This is a genomic window from Pseudomonas sp. GM25 (genome assembly GCF_000282255.1).
In the GTDB taxonomy this organism is placed as follows: Bacteria; Pseudomonadota; Gammaproteobacteria; order Pseudomonadales; family Pseudomonadaceae; genus Aquipseudomonas; species Aquipseudomonas aphyarum.
The window spans coordinates 151385-166425 of sequence record NZ_AKJQ01000037.1; the positions used below are offsets into that span (position 1 = coordinate 151385).

General features: G+C 60.9%; 18 protein-coding genes. All 18 read left to right on the top strand.

All coding sequences use genetic code 11. From position 1 onward, the window contains the following. The first annotated feature begins 9 nt into the window (after nucleotides 1–9). Entirely contained in the window at nucleotides 10–342 is a 333-nt protein-coding gene (locus PMI24_RS13800; protein WP_007954853.1) for a hypothetical protein, read from the top strand. Continuing rightward, the gene (locus PMI24_RS13805) at nucleotides 339–1334 is read left to right on the top strand and encodes a baseplate J/gp47 family protein (protein ID WP_007954855.1); all 996 of its coding nucleotides are present in this window, start codon (nucleotides 339–341) and stop codon (nucleotides 1332–1334) included. The genes PMI24_RS13800 and PMI24_RS13805 overlap by 4 nt, the downstream gene beginning before the upstream one ends. Then, complete coding sequence (locus PMI24_RS13810) at nucleotides 1331–1966, top strand: phage tail protein I (protein WP_007954857.1); 636 nt, start codon at nucleotides 1331–1333, stop codon at nucleotides 1964–1966. The genes PMI24_RS13805 and PMI24_RS13810 overlap by 4 nt, the downstream gene beginning before the upstream one ends. Further along, complete coding sequence (locus tag PMI24_RS13815) at nucleotides 1967–4897, top strand: phage tail protein (RefSeq protein WP_007954859.1); 2931 nt, start codon at nucleotides 1967–1969, stop codon at nucleotides 4895–4897. It abuts the gene before it with no gap. A 1-nt stretch (nucleotide 4898) separates the two neighbouring features. After that, on the top strand, nucleotides 4899–5327 hold the full coding sequence (locus PMI24_RS13820) for a phage tail assembly chaperone (protein ID WP_007954861.1): 429 nt from the start codon (nucleotides 4899–4901) through the stop codon (nucleotides 5325–5327). Between the two features lie 99 nt (nucleotides 5328–5426). Further along, nucleotides 5427–5612 (top strand): hypothetical protein, encoded by a 186-nt coding sequence (locus PMI24_RS13825; protein ID WP_007954863.1) that lies wholly within the window; start codon nucleotides 5427–5429, stop codon nucleotides 5610–5612. Between the two features lie 2 nt (nucleotides 5613–5614). After that, on the top strand, nucleotides 5615–6781 hold the full coding sequence (locus PMI24_RS13830; RefSeq protein WP_007954865.1) for a hypothetical protein: 1167 nt from the start codon (nucleotides 5615–5617) through the stop codon (nucleotides 6779–6781). Beyond that, a complete protein-coding gene (locus PMI24_RS13835; RefSeq protein WP_007954868.1) occupies nucleotides 6781–7287 on the top strand; it encodes a phage major tail tube protein in 507 nt (168 codons plus the stop codon). Before PMI24_RS13830 ends, PMI24_RS13835 begins: the two co-directional genes overlap by 1 nt. 99 nt (nucleotides 7288–7386) lie before the next feature. Further along, on the top strand, nucleotides 7387–7968 hold the full coding sequence (locus PMI24_RS13840; protein ID WP_007954870.1) for a phage tail assembly protein: 582 nt from the start codon (nucleotides 7387–7389) through the stop codon (nucleotides 7966–7968). A gap of 128 nt (nucleotides 7969–8096) precedes the next feature. Continuing rightward, a complete protein-coding gene (locus PMI24_RS13845) occupies nucleotides 8097–10346 on the top strand; it encodes a phage tail tape measure protein (RefSeq protein WP_007954871.1) in 2250 nt (749 codons plus the stop codon). Further along, complete coding sequence (locus PMI24_RS13850) at nucleotides 10346–10729, top strand: phage tail protein (RefSeq protein ID WP_007954886.1); 384 nt, start codon at nucleotides 10346–10348, stop codon at nucleotides 10727–10729. The genes PMI24_RS13845 and PMI24_RS13850 overlap by 1 nt, the downstream gene beginning before the upstream one ends. Next, nucleotides 10722–10934, top strand: a complete 213-nt coding sequence (locus PMI24_RS13855) for a tail protein X (RefSeq protein ID WP_007954888.1) — start codon at nucleotides 10722–10724, stop codon at nucleotides 10932–10934. The genes PMI24_RS13850 and PMI24_RS13855 overlap by 8 nt, the downstream gene beginning before the upstream one ends. 9 nt (nucleotides 10935–10943) lie before the next feature. Next, nucleotides 10944–11972 carry a hypothetical protein gene (locus PMI24_RS13860; RefSeq protein WP_007954890.1) on the top strand — a complete coding sequence of 343 codons (1029 nt, stop codon included), beginning with the start codon at nucleotides 10944–10946 and terminating at the stop codon, nucleotides 11970–11972. 61 nt (nucleotides 11973–12033) lie between these two features. Next, nucleotides 12034–12618: a phage tail terminator protein gene (locus tag PMI24_RS13865; RefSeq protein WP_007954892.1), complete on the top strand. Its 585-nt coding sequence runs from the start codon at nucleotides 12034–12036 to the stop codon at nucleotides 12616–12618. Next, nucleotides 12615–12794, top strand: a complete 180-nt coding sequence (locus PMI24_RS13870; protein WP_007954893.1) for a DUF2635 domain-containing protein — start codon at nucleotides 12615–12617, stop codon at nucleotides 12792–12794. The genes PMI24_RS13865 and PMI24_RS13870 overlap by 4 nt, the downstream gene beginning before the upstream one ends. Next, nucleotides 12794–14290 (top strand): phage tail sheath subtilisin-like domain-containing protein, encoded by a 1497-nt coding sequence (locus PMI24_RS13875; protein WP_007954896.1) that lies wholly within the window; start codon nucleotides 12794–12796, stop codon nucleotides 14288–14290. Before PMI24_RS13870 ends, PMI24_RS13875 begins: the two co-directional genes overlap by 1 nt. A gap of 67 nt (nucleotides 14291–14357) precedes the next feature. Next, nucleotides 14358–14705, top strand: coding sequence for a phage tail tube protein (locus tag PMI24_RS13880; protein WP_007908779.1), 348 nt, complete (start codon nucleotides 14358–14360; stop codon nucleotides 14703–14705). Beyond that, nucleotides 14702–14998: a phage tail assembly protein gene (locus tag PMI24_RS13885; protein WP_003222226.1), complete on the top strand. Its 297-nt coding sequence runs from the start codon at nucleotides 14702–14704 to the stop codon at nucleotides 14996–14998. The genes PMI24_RS13880 and PMI24_RS13885 overlap by 4 nt, the downstream gene beginning before the upstream one ends. Nucleotides 14999–15041 lie beyond the last annotated feature (43 nt).

Here is a 15041-nt window from a genome sequence, read left to right on the forward strand (position 1 = left end):
GAGCTTCCCATGATCGGAATCGATAGAGACAGCGGGGCCACGGTCGACGATTGGCTGCAATTCGTGCAGCGCGCGACCCGGGCTCTGACCACGCCGCTGGGCACCCGGCAAAAACGGCCCTTGTACGGTTCGCTGATCCCCACGCTGCTGGGGCAGAACCTGGGCGACGACATCCTGTTGCTCGCCCAGAGCCACGCAGCCCAGGCGTTTTACAACCCGCAAAACGGCATCGGCGATTTCCAGCCCGGCGTGATCGTCGCCACCCGACAGGGCGCGGGATTGCTGTTGCGATTTGCCGGCACCTGGAAAAACCGCCAACAGACTTTCGAGGTCGTGACATGAGCATGTTGATCCCCGGCCAGAATCAATTGGCCGAACCCTCCTTGATCAAGGTCGATGCCTTCGAGGATCTGCTCGCCGAGTTCAAGACCTTCGTCATCGAGTACGTCGGCGCACGCTCGCCGCAAAGCGCGGAAAAACTCAAGACCAGCCTGGAAAACGAAAGCGAACTGCTGACCCTCGCGCTTGAGGCTTTTTGCGTCCGCCTGCAAACCCACGAACGCAAATACAACGCCCGGATCAAGCAGATGCTGGCGTGGTGGGCCACCGGCAGCAACCTTGATGCACGGCTGGCGGACATGGGCCTGGAGCGACAGTTGCTCGATCCGGGCGACCCGGCGGCATTCCCGCCAGTGCCGGCGATTTACGAGAGTGACGATGACGCCCGGCTGCGCTATTACCTGGCGCCCCATGCGCCGGCAGCGGGTTCGCGGATGCAGTATCGCCGCGAGGTGTTTACCTTGGGCGAACGGCCGACGGTGAAAGTCGAATCCACCGATGCCGGTGTCGTGAACGTCACTTACACCTTCGCCCCGGACGGTCTCGCCGCTCAGGTCAAGGACGGTAACGGCCGTCGCACCGCACCGGGTGAAGTGCAAGTCACTGTGCTTGCCCGCGAGGGCGACGGTACACCGTCTCCGACGCTGCTCGAAGGTGTACGCCAACACTTTGCCCGGCCCGATGTTTGTCCGGAGACGGACAAGGTCACAGTCAAAGGCGCCGAGATTCAGCGCTACAAAATCCGCGTCGTGGCGAAGATCAATTCCGGCCCGGATTCGGGCCTGACCAAGGTCGCCGCGCAGCAACACTTGCAGGCCTACGCCGACAGCTGCCATCGCCTGGAAGGCCGGGTCGATCCGAGCTGGATCGACTACACGCTGCACAGCGCCGGCGCCGTGCAATTGCAGATTCTTGAACCTCTGGATTCCGTTGTGTGCTCGGCGTTTCAAGCGCCTTACTGCACGGCGGTCGAAGTCGAGGTGCAGACGCTATGACCGATCAGACACCGAGTCCGACCCTGCTGCCGGCGAACAGCTCGGCGCTGGAACGGGCACTCGACATCGGCTTCGGCGCATTGCTTGACCGCGTCGCGCCGCCATTTCCCGAGCTGATGAACCCGGCCTCGACACCCGTCGCGTTCCTGCCGTATCTCGCAGCGGATCGCGGGGTAGCCGAATGGAGCACCGACGCACCGGAAGCGGAAAAGCGCCTGACCGTCGAACTGGCCTGGCCCACCGCGCGCCAGGCCGGCACTCGCAAGGCGCTGGAGAATGCCGCCAAGGGTTTGCAGCTCAGGCCGGAAATCCGCGCCTGGTACGAACAGACCCCGCCCGGCGAGCCTTACAGTTTTTCCGTGCGAGCCTTCAGCGAACAACCCTACAGCGAAGAAATCGACGCCCGTCTCGACCGGCGCCTGGCTGATGCCAAGAGCGAGCGGGACGTGCTGTCGGTGTCGGTCGGCCTCAGCGCATTCGGCAATCACGTCATCGGCGCCGCGACCTTCTGCGGTGAGCTGACCACGGTTTATCCGGTTTTTCTTGAAGGGCTCGAGACATCCGACGAGGCCTTCATGGCGGCTGCGCTGTACACCGTCGAAACATCCACTATTTATCCTCAGGGGGCCTGAATGGCTGACTATTACACCCTGCTCACCAACGCAGGGATTGCCTACGAAACCGCCTGCAAGGCAGCGGGCGTGCCGATCAAGTTGACGCAGATTTCCGTCGGCGATGGCGGTGGCTCGGTCTACAACCCGGCCGCGACGGCCACCGCGCTGAAACGCGAAGTCTGGCGCGGTCCGCTCAACGCGTTGTTCCAGGACGAGAAGAATCCGAGCTGGCTGCTCGCCGAAGTCACCATCCCGCCGGACGTCGGTGGCTGGTACGTGCGTGAAGCCGGTCTGTGGACCGACACCGGCATTCTCTACGCGATCGTCAAATACCCGGAGTCGTTCAAGCCGGTTCTGGCTAACTCCGGCTCGGGCAAAGAGTTCTACATCCGCTCGATTTTCGAGACCAGCAACGCCTCGCTGGTGACGCTGCTGATCGACGACACGGTGGTCAAGGCCACCCGCGCCTGGGTCATGAGTTACCTCGCCGAAGAACTCGGCAAACTCGACGGCAAGCAATCGGTACGTGTCGCCGCCACCACCAGCGTGGTGTTGAAAGGTGCGCAGCAGATCGACGGCGTGGCGGTGATCGCCGGTGACCGCGTGCTGCTGCCGAACCAGACCCTGGCCAAGGACAACGGCCTGTGGATCGTGGCCAACGGCGACTGGATTCGGGCCAACGATGCCAACGTCAGCGCCAAGGTCACGCCGGGTCTGACGGTGATGGTGGAAGAGGGCACGCTCAACGGCGACTCGCTGTGGCACCTGACCACCAACGCGCCGATCACTCTCGGCACCACCGCACTGACATTCAAGATGCTGGCGGGACGCACCGGGATTGCTGCCGGGACTTACAAGAGTCTGAGCGTCGACGAATACGGCCGCGCTACGGCCGGCTCGAATCCCGACACGTTGTCCGGTTTTGGCATCAAGGATTCCTACACCAAGGCTGAAGTCGAGGCGCTGATTGCCAAGGCCTCGGCATTGCCAGTGGGCTCGATTGTGGCGTTCCCTGTCGATACGCCGCCGCCGGGTTTTCTGGAGCTGGACAACAGCGTCAAGAGCAGCGCGACCTACCCGGACTTGAGCGCCTATCTGGGTGGCAAGTTCAACAAGGGGGATGAGGGCGTCGGGAATTTCCGCTTGCCTGAGGCGCGTGGGGAGTTCTTGCGCGGTTGGGATCATGGTCGGGGTGTCGATGCCGGTCGTGAGTTGGGTAGTGCGCAGGTTGACGCGATGCAGGGGCACTATCATTCACCCGTTCGTACTGCAGGACCGGGTGGGGTGGCTCAGGTCAACGCCATCAGCACCACACTCACTCCAAACATGAACCCCGGTAATATCAATGCGCCTCTTGTCGGAACCCATGTTGGGGCGCCAACTCGGGATTTGTTTACCCCGGAATTTGGGGTACCAAGAACAGCCGCTGAAACTCGCCCACGCAACGTCGCGGTCATGTGGTGCATCAAAGCCTGGAATGCCCCGGTCAATCAGGGAAACATCGATGTAGCGGCACTGGTCAAGGAAGTGTCACGCCTGGGATCTGCCGTTCCGGTGGGTGCCGTCATGGCGTTTCCAACGGGGATAGTTCCACCTGGCTTTCTTGAGCTGGATGGCAGCGTGCAGAGCATTGCGACCTATCCGGATCTGGCGGCGTACCTGAGCACGAAATTCAACAAGGGCGATGAGGGCACCGGTAACTTCCGTTTGCCGGAGTCTCGCGGAGAATTCCTGCGTGGCTGGGATCATGGTCGCGGGATCGATATAGGTCGCGGGCTCGGTAGCTGGCAGGCGGATGACAACAAGGCTCACGCCCACACCTACACCCGGATTCCCGTTTTCGGCAATACCGGTGGCGCCAACGCCGCGGGTATCGTTGCCGACAATGGGACGCAGACAGGCAGTTCCAACTTCGCCAGCTACATGAACACGTCGGGGGGTAGCGAGGCGCGACCACGCAACCTCGCCGTCATGTGGTGCATCAAGGCCTGGAACGCGCCGATCAATCAGGGAAGCATCGATGTAGCCGCGCTGGCCAAGGAAGTCTCGCAGCTGAAATCGTCTGTTCCGGTGGGTGCTGTTCTGTCGTTTCCGACAGGTGTCGTTCCTGCCGGTTACCTTGAGCTGGATGGCAGCGTGCAGAGCATTGCGACTTATCCGGATCTGGCGGCTTATCTTGGCACAAAGTTCAACAAGGGGGACGAAGGTGCGGGCAACTTCCGCTTGCCGGAGTCTCGCGGCGAGTTCCTGCGCGGCTGGGACCACGGACGTGGAATAGACGCCGGGCGAAATGTCGGTAGCTACCAGGCCGGTACGAAGATCCAGGGTGACAATGCCGAGGCGCCAGCCGTTCAGGGCATTGGCAACTCCGACGCGATCGATGCCGATCCGGCGCCTGATTTCAAAGGTGACATCTACTACACGTCCACCGGTGTCACTGCCCTCAATACCGGTTCGTACTGGAAAACCGTGCGCCCACGCAACCTCGCCGTGATGTGGTGCATCAAGGCCTGGAACGCCCCGGTCAATCAGGGAAGCATCGATGTCGCCGCCTTGGCGGTGCTGGCGCAGCAAGCCACCGAAAGCAATCAAGGCACAGCAAAAGTCGCGACGTCGAATCAGTTGAATACCGGTTCAGACGACAGCGTCATGGTGACACCGAAGAAGTTGCGACTGGGTTTTGAGATCAGTCTCGCCCCGAATGGATACGTAGTGTTTCCGTCCTGGTTGGGCGGGGTGATGTTTCAATGGGGCCAGGCGCTGATGTCGGGCACCACCGGAAACTTCAACTACCCGACTGCCTTTCGCTCTCAGGTTTACCAGATGGTGGTTTCAGACGGGGGCAGTGGCGCCCATTCTGTCGGTGCAACGGCGACTTCATTGTCCGCGTTTACTGCCTACAGCACTCTGGCCACGACAAATTTCCGTTATTTCGCAATAGGTTGCTGACATGCGTTACTACAGCAAAACAACTGGCACCACCTATCTGGACAGCTTGCATAGCGTGATGCCTGACGACGTGGTCCCGATATCGGAGGCTCGTTATCTTGAGGTCATTGCCAGCCCACCGCTGGAAAAGGTTCGCGGTCATGATGAAGACGGATTGCCTGTCTTGCTTGACCCGCCTGCCCGGACGCCGGAAGAGATAGCCACGGTGGAACGTGCTTGGCGTGATTCGCAGATTCAGCAGGTACAATGGTTGCGCGATCGTCATCGAGATCAGCTCGATATGAATCAGGCACCAACCCTGACCACAGAGCAATTCATTGAGTTGTTGGCCTATATCCGGCATCTGCGTGACTGGCCTCAGTCACCGGCCTTTCCATCGCCGGAGCATCGTCCAGCAGCGCCTGCCTGGATCGATAGTCAAATTCGATAAATGCCCCGTCTAGGGGCATTTTCTTGCCCGCCTAAAAACACTCAACACCCGCCAAGCCCCTCCCAACGAGGGGCTTTCCCGTTTATGGAGAAACGAAAAATGGCAAACCGCCAAACCTACACCGTGCTCGTTCCATTCCCCACCGGCGGTGGGCACTGGTCGAACGTCGGCCAGGAACTCGATTTGCTCGACGTCGAGGCCAGTGCGCTGCACAGCGCCGGTCGACTGGAGCTGAAAACACCTACCACCAAGGCCGTGAAGGCCGCTGCCAAGAAGGCTGACTGACTATGGCTGAGGTTCTGAACTTCGAGCACAACGGCATTACCGTCAATGCCACCGAATCCCCCGAGGCCATGGGTAGCCTGGGTGACAACGTCATCGGTCTGGTCGGCACCGCGCCGAAAGCCGATCCGCTGATTCCGCGTAACGCACCGTTTCGCATCAACAGCTTCACCACCCACGCGCTGCTCGATCCGACCGGCTCGGAAGAGGGCACCCTGTACCACGCCGTCTACCAGATCCTCAAAGTGGTCAAGGTGCCGGTGTACGTGGTGATCGTCGAAGCGGGCGCAACCCCGACCGACACCGTCAACGCAGTGATCGGCGGCGTCGAGCCAGTGACCGGCCGCAAACTCGGTCTGGCGGCACTGGGCAGCGTCCCGGAAGACCTGACCATCATCGGCGCGCCGGGCTTTACCGGCACCAAAGCTGTGGCCAGCGAGTTCGCCTCGTTCGGCAAGCGCATCAAGGCCCGTGTGGTGCTGGACGGCAAGGACGCCTCGGTCGCCGATCAGGTGCTGTACAGCCAGGAACTGGGCGGCGCTGACCTCGGTTTCGACCGCTGCCTGGTGGTGCACAACATGCCGGCCGTGTACTCGAAAGCCGCGAAGAAAAACGTGTTCCTCGCGCCATCCAGTCTGGCAATTGCCGCACTGGCCAAGGTCAAGCAATGGGAGAGCCCGGGCAACCAGGTGACCTACGCCGAAGACGTGTCGCGGGTCGTCGAGTACAACATCCTCGACACCTCCACCGAAGGCGATCTGCTCAACCGCTACGGCGTCAGCTATTACGCCCGCACCATCCTTGGCGGCTTCTCGCTGCTGGGCAACCGCTCGATCACCGGCAAGTTCATCAGCTACGTCGGTCTCGAAGACGCCATCAGCCGCAAGCTGGTGAAGGCCGGCCAGAAAGCCATGGCGAAGAACCTGACCAAGTCGTTCATGGATCAGGAAGTCAAACGCATCAACGACTGGCTGCAAACCCTGGTCGCCGACGAAACCATTCCCGGCGGCAGCGTGTATCTGCACCCGGAACTCAACAGCGTCGAGAAGTACAAGAACGGCACCTGGTACGTGGTCATCGACTACGGCCGCTACGCGCCGAACGAACACATGGTTTATCAACTCAACGCCCGCGATGAAATCATCGAGCAGTTCCTGGAGGACGTTCTCTAATGTTTACCAACCGCGTAAGACAGGCCATCGCGGCCACCCTGCAAGGCCTGCCATTGTCGGCGACCGTTGAGGAATTCACTCCGCCGAAGATCGAATTCGATGTGGAAGAGATGCGTGGCGGCCGTTTCATCGTCGAAGAAATGGCCAAGGGCGGCAAAGCGCTCAATGCCAAGTTGACCCTGCAAGGCATGGGCACCGAAGTCATGCTCGCACTGGGTGTGAAGCTGGGCGACGACATCCTGCTGAACGTGCGTGAAGGCGGTCAGGATCAGGATGGCAACACCTGGTTCACCTACCACACCGTCGGCGGCAAGCTGAAATCCCTGGAGGAAACCGCGGTGAAGATGGGTGAAAAACCCAAGACCAACCTGGAGCTCTCCTGCCGCACCTACAACCGCCTGGAAAACGGCGTGCCGGTGATCGACATCGACGTGCGCACCCAGAAGTTCGTGCTCAACGGCGTCGACATCCTCGGTGATGCCCGTCGTGCGGTGCTGATGCCGTAAGCCTCGGCCAAAGGCAATCACAAAACCCTGTGGGAGTGGGTAAACCCCGCTCCCGCAAGGGATTGCAACACCCCTCAAGAATCACCAAGGAATTCATACATGTCGTGGATGCCACCCAAGCATGAACTGTTGTCGCCGATTACCGGCGACGACGGCTCGCAGATCGAATCGATTCAGCTCAAGCCGCTGTTCTACGCCGCCCAGAAAGAAGCGCTGGAACGCGCAGGCGACGATGAAGACGACCAGTTCTTCGAACTGGCGCTGCTGGCCACCGGCTTGTCGGTCAAGGAACTCGACCAGCTCAAGCGCCCGGACTACGTGACCATCGCGCATTACGTGCACGAATTCTCGACCCGTCCGGCGTCGTTCTTTCTCGAACAGGTCGAAGACGCGGAACAGTCCGATGATCCCGACCAGGTGCAACTGCTGTTGCCGCTCGCCGTCACTGGCCGCACCGTGACTTCGCTGAGCCTGGAAATGCCGGCGCTGCGGGCTACCAAAGTGATGAAGAAACTGAAAACGGCCAAGGAACGCGCCGAGTTCATCACCGCCCATTGCACCGGCCTGATGATCCCCGATCTGGCCCTGTTGAGCGTGCCGGACTGGACGCAATTGCAGGTGCGCATCGACGATTTTTTAAACCAGCCGGCGGCCTTCTTTCAGAACGCGACATCGAAGTAATCCTCGATATCGTGCCGCTCATTTACCCGGTAAGTGAAGCGGAAATTCTGGAGTGGGACGCCGAAAAGGCGTTGCGCCGCTACGACATAGCGATCACTCGCCTTGGCGTGAAAAAGGAGTAGAGCGGCATGGCAGATACGAAGTATGCGCCGATGCTCGCCGGCGAGAATGGAAGCATGGCGTTGGGCAACGTCAGCCTGACGGGTGGATCGATAGCACCCGAAAGCCTCGGCACACCGCTGGTGGATTTGAGCCTGGCACTGGCCATGGCCAGTGCCGATATCCGTTTGCTGACCCAGGAACAGGTCAAGCTTCGAGAAGTGCTGGCCGCCCAACAGTCGTTATTCAAGGCTGGCACTGCAGCACCTGCGACGAGCGAGCCGAAGTCCAAACTCAAGGCAGAGGTAGAGCAGCGTTCACCGCTCAAGTTCATGCAGGCCTCAATGGCCAACCAAATGGCACTGCTTGAGCTCAATCAGATCGTGAAGCTGGACAAGGATCAACTTCGGGCGCTGTCACAAGACACCCAGAAGATGACCAGTGACAAGCAGGTCGCTCCGAGCGGGGCGACCGCTGTGGATCTGCTGAAGGTTCAACTGGCAGCGGCCAGGTCCGGTGTTGGCGAAGGTCTTGAAGGCAAGGCGAAAGCCGACGCTCTGACCGGATTTGCTCGCGACGCCGCCATCAACGCCTCGGCATTCGGTGTTGATGTAAAAACGGCTAGCGAAATGATGCTGGCGTGGCAGTCGGCGATGAAACTTGATCGCACGCAAAGCCAGCGGTTGGCCGATGCGACCAACTTTCTGGGACACAGCGGGCTGGATGCCAAAGCCGCCGACATCGGCTCCGTTGTTCAGAGCTCCGGCGAAAAAGCGATGGCCACGGGGCTCAAACCTGAACAGATTGCTGCATTGGCCGCCGCTTTTCTCAACAGTGGCGCAGACAAGGCCAGTGCCGGCGCCGGGCTGAATGCGTTCACCGCGGTACTGGCCAAGGGCGAGGCAGCGACACAAGAGCAGCGCGCTGCCTGGGCACAGTTGGGCGTTGAAGGCCTGACACCAGAGACCGTGGCCAGCGGAATGCGCACGGACGCCCCGGCGACTATCAATCAGTTATTGGAAGCGCTCAAGGGCAAATCAGACGAGAAAGAGCGGGCGTCACTGACGAAGGCTCTCTTCGGTAACGATGATGCGATCGTTAAATTGCTGAACAAGCCTGAGGACGTGCAGAAGGCGTTTTCTCTGGTTCCTGGCCAGGACCCGAAGTCGGAATCGAAACCCGGGTACGTTGGTTCTGTGGCCAAAACGGCCACGGAGCTGGGTGAGACTTCACAAGGGCGATGGAATGCGCTCGACGGGACTGTGACCCGATTGACCACGGCTCTGGGTGGCTCACTGACCAATCTGTTTGATGGTGTGGTGGTCGGTCTGGACGTTGTAGCCGGTGGAATAAGCAGCTTTGCCGAAGAGCAACCAAAGGCCACGGCAGCCCTGCTCGCACTGGTAGGGGTGATCGCTGTTTCCCGGGGGGCGCAAATCAAGGTTGCGATGGCTTCGGCCATGCGTAATGCAGCAACGAAGCTTCTGGTGACGGCGGGGGCGGGTCCCATCATCGATGTGGTGGATCGTGCAGCCGGCGTTGGACCCGACGGCAAACCTGTTGCTGCTGGATCTACCGATAACGCCTCTGCCAATTCGCCTGAGCAAAAGACGAAAAAGTCGAAGAAGGGAGGGAAGGCAAAGTCCGGTGCGAAGGCGGATGTGAAGTTGGCTGCGAATGTGGATGCGTCGCCTCAGACATGGGGCAGTCGCTTTAAAGACGCGAACAGCGCAGCCAAAGGATTTACCAAGTCCAATGCGCTTTTGACGTTGGTCACTGCGGTTCCCGATGTGATCAAAGGCGTAGAGGATGGCGACAACAAAGCGGTCGGCGGAGCAATCGGCTCGGCGGGCGGAAGCCTGGCGGGCGGCTATGCCGGCGCCGTGGCAGGCGCGATGATCGGCAGCTTCGTTCCCATTATCGGCACCGCGATCGGTGGCTTGGTGGGCGGCATCATCGGCAGCACCGCGGGCAGCGTAGGTGGTTCGTGGCTAGGCGAAAAACTTGCCCCCGAATCAGAAAAGGACAAGCTCGCTCCGCCAGCTGAAATCGCCAAGGACCTGTCCGCGGCGCAAATGCAAACACCAACGCCGACTCCGCTATTCACCTACGCCCCTTCAGTTCATGTCAGCGGCAGCGAACTGGTTAGTTCCGAGAAAGTCGGCACGATGCTTTCGCAGGTACTGGAGTCGCACTTCAATTCTCAATTTGTCCCGGGTGTGGCTACCAATGCCCTCGCCACTCGCCGTGATGCAGCCCTGACCGATGGAGTCGCCTGATGAAACAACAAATGGCATTGGGCAGTTTCATCTTCGGACTGTCCCGGGATTTTGCGTACAGCACGCTGTCGCGAAAATCCGAGGGTGGCTGGACCGAGTTGCAGATCCTCAACAGCAAACCCAGATCCCATCAGACAGGACAGAAGCCTGAAACCCTGACTATCTCCGGCACCTCGATGTACGCCGTGGGGATGGAGCGGCTCGATGAGCTGCGTGCGCTGCAAGCGTTGCGAGTACCGCTGCCGTTGATTGACGGCATCGGCCGCAACTGGGGTTTGTGGCGGATCAACAGCATCGACGAAAACCAGAGCGAGGTCATCGATGACGGCACCGCGATGGTGATCAAGTGGGTCATCGGATTGTCGGAGTTCAACAATGCGTAAGGTACGAAGCGTGGCCGGTGATTCGGTGAATCTTTTGCTGTACCGCGAAACCGGTCGCAGCGATGACAGCGCCGAAGAAGCACTCTGGACACTCAACCCGACCCTGGCCGAGCACGGTCCGATCCTGCCGGCAGGTGTCTGGGTGACGCTGCCGGAGCTCGACTCGAAACCGGCTGCGATCAAACCGGTTCTGGCCTGGGATTAAGGAGGCTGCATGGCACAGGGATTTACGCCGGCGATCGAAATCTACGGCGCCCACAAGGACCTGCTGAACCAGCGCCTGATCAGTTGGGAACACATCGATGCCGCCGGCATGGAGTCCGATCAACTGACGCTGGTGCTCGACCTGGAAGGCCTTGAAGGCTTGCCGAGCCTGGGCGGAACCATCGGCCTGCAGGTGGGGTATCTGGAGACCGGGCTGGTCGAAAAGGGCCAGTTCAAGATCACTCGACTGACACCGACGCTGTTCCCGCTGCGTCTGACGCTGGTAGCGACCGCCGCGCCTTTCAGCGGCAAGGACGAAACCGGATTCAAGGAACGGCGCACGGCCAGTCATGGCCCCACGACGCTTGGCGGGCTGTTTCGCAAACTGGTTGAGCCGCACGGTTTCTCGCCACGGGTGGATCCCGAACTGGCGCTGATCAGGATTGCTCATGTCGACCAGTCGAACGAAACCGACATGGGCTTCATCACGCGCCTGGCGAAAAAGTACGACGCGGTGGCCAAGCCGTTCAACGACCTCTACGTACTGGCGAAACCGGCGCAGCTCAAAAACCTGTCGGGCCAGGTGATACCCAACGTCATGCTGTTGGTGACCCACAACAATCGGCCGGGCGATCACGCCTTCATCAGCGCCACGCTGGAAGAGACCGCCCGCACCCAGAATCAGGGTTGCAAAGTCTGCTGTTGGGACGCCAATGCCGGCAAGCAAGTGGAAGTGAAAACCGGCTCGGCGCCCTACAAGGTCATTCGTCAGAAACAGGCCAGTGTGGAAGAAGCCAAGGCCATCGGCGAAGCCGAAGTGCGCAAGATGCTGCGCGAGAAATACACGCTGAAAGTCACCTGCCCGGGTGATCCGCTATTGGTTGCCGAAGGCCTGCTGGTGCTCGATGACACCTGGCCCGACTTCATGCGCGGTCGCTGGTCGATCGAGAAGGTCACTGCCAGCGGCAAACCCGAAGAAAGCTATCGCTGCCTGATCGAAGCCAACGGCCGGGATCCCGAAGCAAAAGCCAAGGACTGATCCCCCGGTCTCACCGCCACACACATCACCGTGGCCACTCACACATCCTGGAACGCTCCCCATGAAGATCTCCCCGATCCTCACGCAGCTGCGTGCGCAATGCCCAAGCCTTGCCGGCCATATCGCGACAGGTGTCGACCTGGCGCTGCTGCAAGGCGACCCGAATCTGCCGATGCCCTCGGCCCATGTTTTACCGCTGGCCGACGTGGCCAGCGTCAGCACTGCACAGAACTCCCCCAGCCAACCGATCCGCGACCGCTTCGAAATCATCCTGGCACTGGATGCCACGGACGCCACAAAAGCGCTGGATCTGTTGCACGACCTGCGCGCCGAACTGTGGCGCGCGCTGGTGGGGTTCAAACCCGCGAACGACTACAGCGCCATCGTTTATGACGGCGGCGAAGCGGTATCGATCAACAGCAGCCGCGCGTTCTACCGGCTGCGCTTTTTTGCCGAGTTCCAGCTCGGCCGCAATCTGCCAAGTCAGCCTGCGGAGAGTTGGCACGAACGTGAACTGGACGGTTTGTCGTCCTTTACCGGGGTCACCGTGCGGGTCGATGCGATCGACCCGGCCGACCCCAACCTGAAACGCCCGGGCCCTGACGGGCGCGTGGAAATGACTTTCTCTGGAGACGTAACCCCATGAGCAACCGCATCACCGTAGTGCCGGCCGCCGGCCGTGCCGTGCCGGACCCGGAAGCAGGCGACCTGCTGCCACTGGAAGGCCGTGAAGTGCTGGACAGCGCCTGGTGGCGCCGGCGTCTGGCCGACGGCGATATCACCCTCAAAACCGCAACAGCTAAACAAAAGGGAGCCAAATAATGGCGATCGGATTCAGCAACATCCCTGCGGACATTCGTGTACCGCTGTTCTATGCCGAAATGGACAACTCGGCCGCCAATAGCGCGTCCTCGTCCATGCGCCGCCTGATCGTGGCGCAGGTCAACGACAACATCGCTCCGACTGAAGTCGGCAAACTGGTGCTGGTCTCCAGCGTGGCGCTGGCCAAGAGCATTGGCGGCCAGGGTTCGATGCTCGCTTCGATGTACGAGACCTTCCGCAAGGCCGACCCGATCGGTGAGATCTGGTGCCTGCCGCTGCACAACGCCACCGGCGCCATCGCCAAAGGCGTGCTGACCCTGACCGGCACCGCGACTCAGGCGGGCGTGCTCAACCTGTATGTCGGCGGTGTCCGCGTCCAGGCCACCGTGGTCAACGGTGCCACCGCTGCCCAGGCGGCCACCGCCCTGGCACAGAAAATCAACGCCACCGCCGATCTGCCGGTGAGCGCAGCCGCCGCCGAAGGCGTCGTCACTCTGAACGCCAAATGGACCGGCGAGAGCGGCAACGATATCAGCCTGCAATTCAATCGCCTGGGCAAGAGCAACGGCGAAGAAACCCCAGCCGGTCTGACCACCGCCATCACCGCCATGACCGGCGGCGTCGGTGTGCCTGACCAGGTTGAAGCGGTTGCCGCACTGGGCGACGAGCCGTTCGAATTCATCGCGCTGCCATGGTCCGACCTGGCCACCCTCAACACCTGGCAAGCGGTGATGGATGACAGCACCGGTCGCTGGTCGTGGGCCAAGCAACTGTTCGGTCACGTCTACAGCGCCAAGCGCGGCACCGTCGGCACTCTGGTGGCAGCCGGTCAGGCTCGCAACGACCAGCACATGACCATTCAGGCGCTGGAGCCGGGCGTTCCGCAACCGGTGTGGGTACAAGCCGCCGCACTGGCTGCGCGCACTTCGGTGTTCATCTCGGCCGACGCCAGCCGTCCGACCCAGAGCGGCAGCCTGCCGGGCGTCGATCCGGCTCCGGCCAGCGAGCGCTTCACCCTGACCGAGCGTCAGTCGCTGCTCAACTACGGCATTGCCACCGCGTACTACGAAGGCGGTTACGTGCGCATCCAGCGCTCGATCACCACCTACCAGAAGAACGCTTACGGCCAGGCTGACAACTCGTACCTGGACAGCGAAACCATGCACCAGTCGGCGTTCATCGTGCGTCGTCTGCAAAGCGTGATCACCAGCAAGTACGGTCGCCACAAACTGGCTTCCGACGGCACCCGCTTCGGCGCCGGCCAGCCGATCGTCACCCCGGCGACCATTCGCGGTGAGCTGATCGCCCAGTACGCCAAGCTCGAACTCGAAGGCCACGTGGAAAACGCCGAGCTGTTCGCCGAGCACCTGATCGTCGAACGCGACGTGCAGGACCCGAGCCGCGTGAACGTGCTGTTCCCGCCGGATTACATCAACGGTCTGCGCGTGTTCGCACTGCTCAACCAGTTCCGTCTGCAGTACGACGACGTCGCCTGATCGGCTCGTTTGACACTGTGATTTCAGCCCACCTTGCGTGGGCTTTTTATTTGAAGGGAGTAACACCATGGGTCAACTGATTGCAGGCACCTGCTACGTCAAGGTCGACGGTGCACAACTGACTATCAATGGCGGCTGCGAAGCCCCGCTGATGGCCGTCAAACGCGAAACCGTCGTGCCGGGTTTCTACAAGGAAACCGACATCGCGCCATCGTTCAAGGTGACCGCGCTGCACACCGCCGACTTCCCGCTGAAGAAGCTGATCGAAGGCACCGACATCACCGTCACCTGCGAATTCAGCAACGGCAAAGTCTACGTACTGGCCGGTGCCTACCTGGTCGAAGAACCCGTCTCCAAAGGCGATGACGCCACCATCGAACTGAAATTCGAAGGCATCAAGGGGACCTGGCAATGAGCGGCGCCGTGAAGCTTCAGGTTGCGATCGAAGCTCACGGCGAGCCCCTGACCGAACTCGTCCTGCGCCGTCCGACGGTGCAGGAGGTGCGAGCGATCAAGGCGCTGCCGTACAAGATCGACAAGAGCGAAGAGGTCAGCCTCGACATGGACGTGGCGGCCAAATACATAGCCGTGTGCGCCGGCATTCCGCCGTCGTCGGTCAACCAGCTGGATCTGGCTGACCTCAACGCGCTGAGCTGGGCCGTTGCGAGTTTTTTCATGAGTGCGGCGTCGGAGCCATCACCGACCTGATTTCGGTCGCCTATGACCTGGCCTGGTTCTGGAAGGTTGACCC

Excerpts from the sequence above, each read along its gene's own strand:
- PMI24_RS13800 (WP_007954853.1), top strand. The coding sequence starts at position 10 with ATGATCGGAATCGATAGAGACAGCGGGGCCACGGTCGACGATTGGCTG.
- PMI24_RS13805 (WP_007954855.1), top strand. The coding sequence starts at position 339 with ATGAGCATGTTGATCCCCGGCCAGAATCAATTGGCCGAACCCTCCTTG.
- PMI24_RS13810 (WP_007954857.1), top strand. The coding sequence starts at position 1,331 with ATGACCGATCAGACACCGAGTCCGACCCTGCTGCCGGCGAACAGCTCG.
- PMI24_RS13815 (WP_007954859.1), top strand. The coding sequence starts at position 1,967 with ATGGCTGACTATTACACCCTGCTCACCAACGCAGGGATTGCCTACGAA.
- PMI24_RS13820 (WP_007954861.1), top strand. The coding sequence starts at position 4,899 with ATGCGTTACTACAGCAAAACAACTGGCACCACCTATCTGGACAGCTTG.
- PMI24_RS13825 (WP_007954863.1), top strand. The coding sequence starts at position 5,427 with ATGGCAAACCGCCAAACCTACACCGTGCTCGTTCCATTCCCCACCGGC.
- PMI24_RS13830 (WP_007954865.1), top strand. The coding sequence starts at position 5,615 with ATGGCTGAGGTTCTGAACTTCGAGCACAACGGCATTACCGTCAATGCC.
- PMI24_RS13835 (WP_007954868.1), top strand. The coding sequence starts at position 6,781 with ATGTTTACCAACCGCGTAAGACAGGCCATCGCGGCCACCCTGCAAGGC.
- PMI24_RS13840 (WP_007954870.1), top strand. The coding sequence starts at position 7,387 with ATGTCGTGGATGCCACCCAAGCATGAACTGTTGTCGCCGATTACCGGC.
- PMI24_RS13845 (WP_007954871.1), top strand. The coding sequence starts at position 8,097 with ATGGCAGATACGAAGTATGCGCCGATGCTCGCCGGCGAGAATGGAAGC.
- PMI24_RS13850 (WP_007954886.1), top strand. The coding sequence starts at position 10,346 with ATGAAACAACAAATGGCATTGGGCAGTTTCATCTTCGGACTGTCCCGG.
- PMI24_RS13855 (WP_007954888.1), top strand. The coding sequence starts at position 10,722 with ATGCGTAAGGTACGAAGCGTGGCCGGTGATTCGGTGAATCTTTTGCTG.
- PMI24_RS13860 (WP_007954890.1), top strand. The coding sequence starts at position 10,944 with ATGGCACAGGGATTTACGCCGGCGATCGAAATCTACGGCGCCCACAAG.
- PMI24_RS13865 (WP_007954892.1), top strand. The coding sequence starts at position 12,034 with ATGAAGATCTCCCCGATCCTCACGCAGCTGCGTGCGCAATGCCCAAGC.
- PMI24_RS13870 (WP_007954893.1), top strand. The coding sequence starts at position 12,615 with ATGAGCAACCGCATCACCGTAGTGCCGGCCGCCGGCCGTGCCGTGCCG.
- PMI24_RS13875 (WP_007954896.1), top strand. The coding sequence starts at position 12,794 with ATGGCGATCGGATTCAGCAACATCCCTGCGGACATTCGTGTACCGCTG.
- PMI24_RS13880 (WP_007908779.1), top strand. The coding sequence starts at position 14,358 with ATGGGTCAACTGATTGCAGGCACCTGCTACGTCAAGGTCGACGGTGCA.
- PMI24_RS13885 (WP_003222226.1), top strand. The coding sequence starts at position 14,702 with ATGAGCGGCGCCGTGAAGCTTCAGGTTGCGATCGAAGCTCACGGCGAG.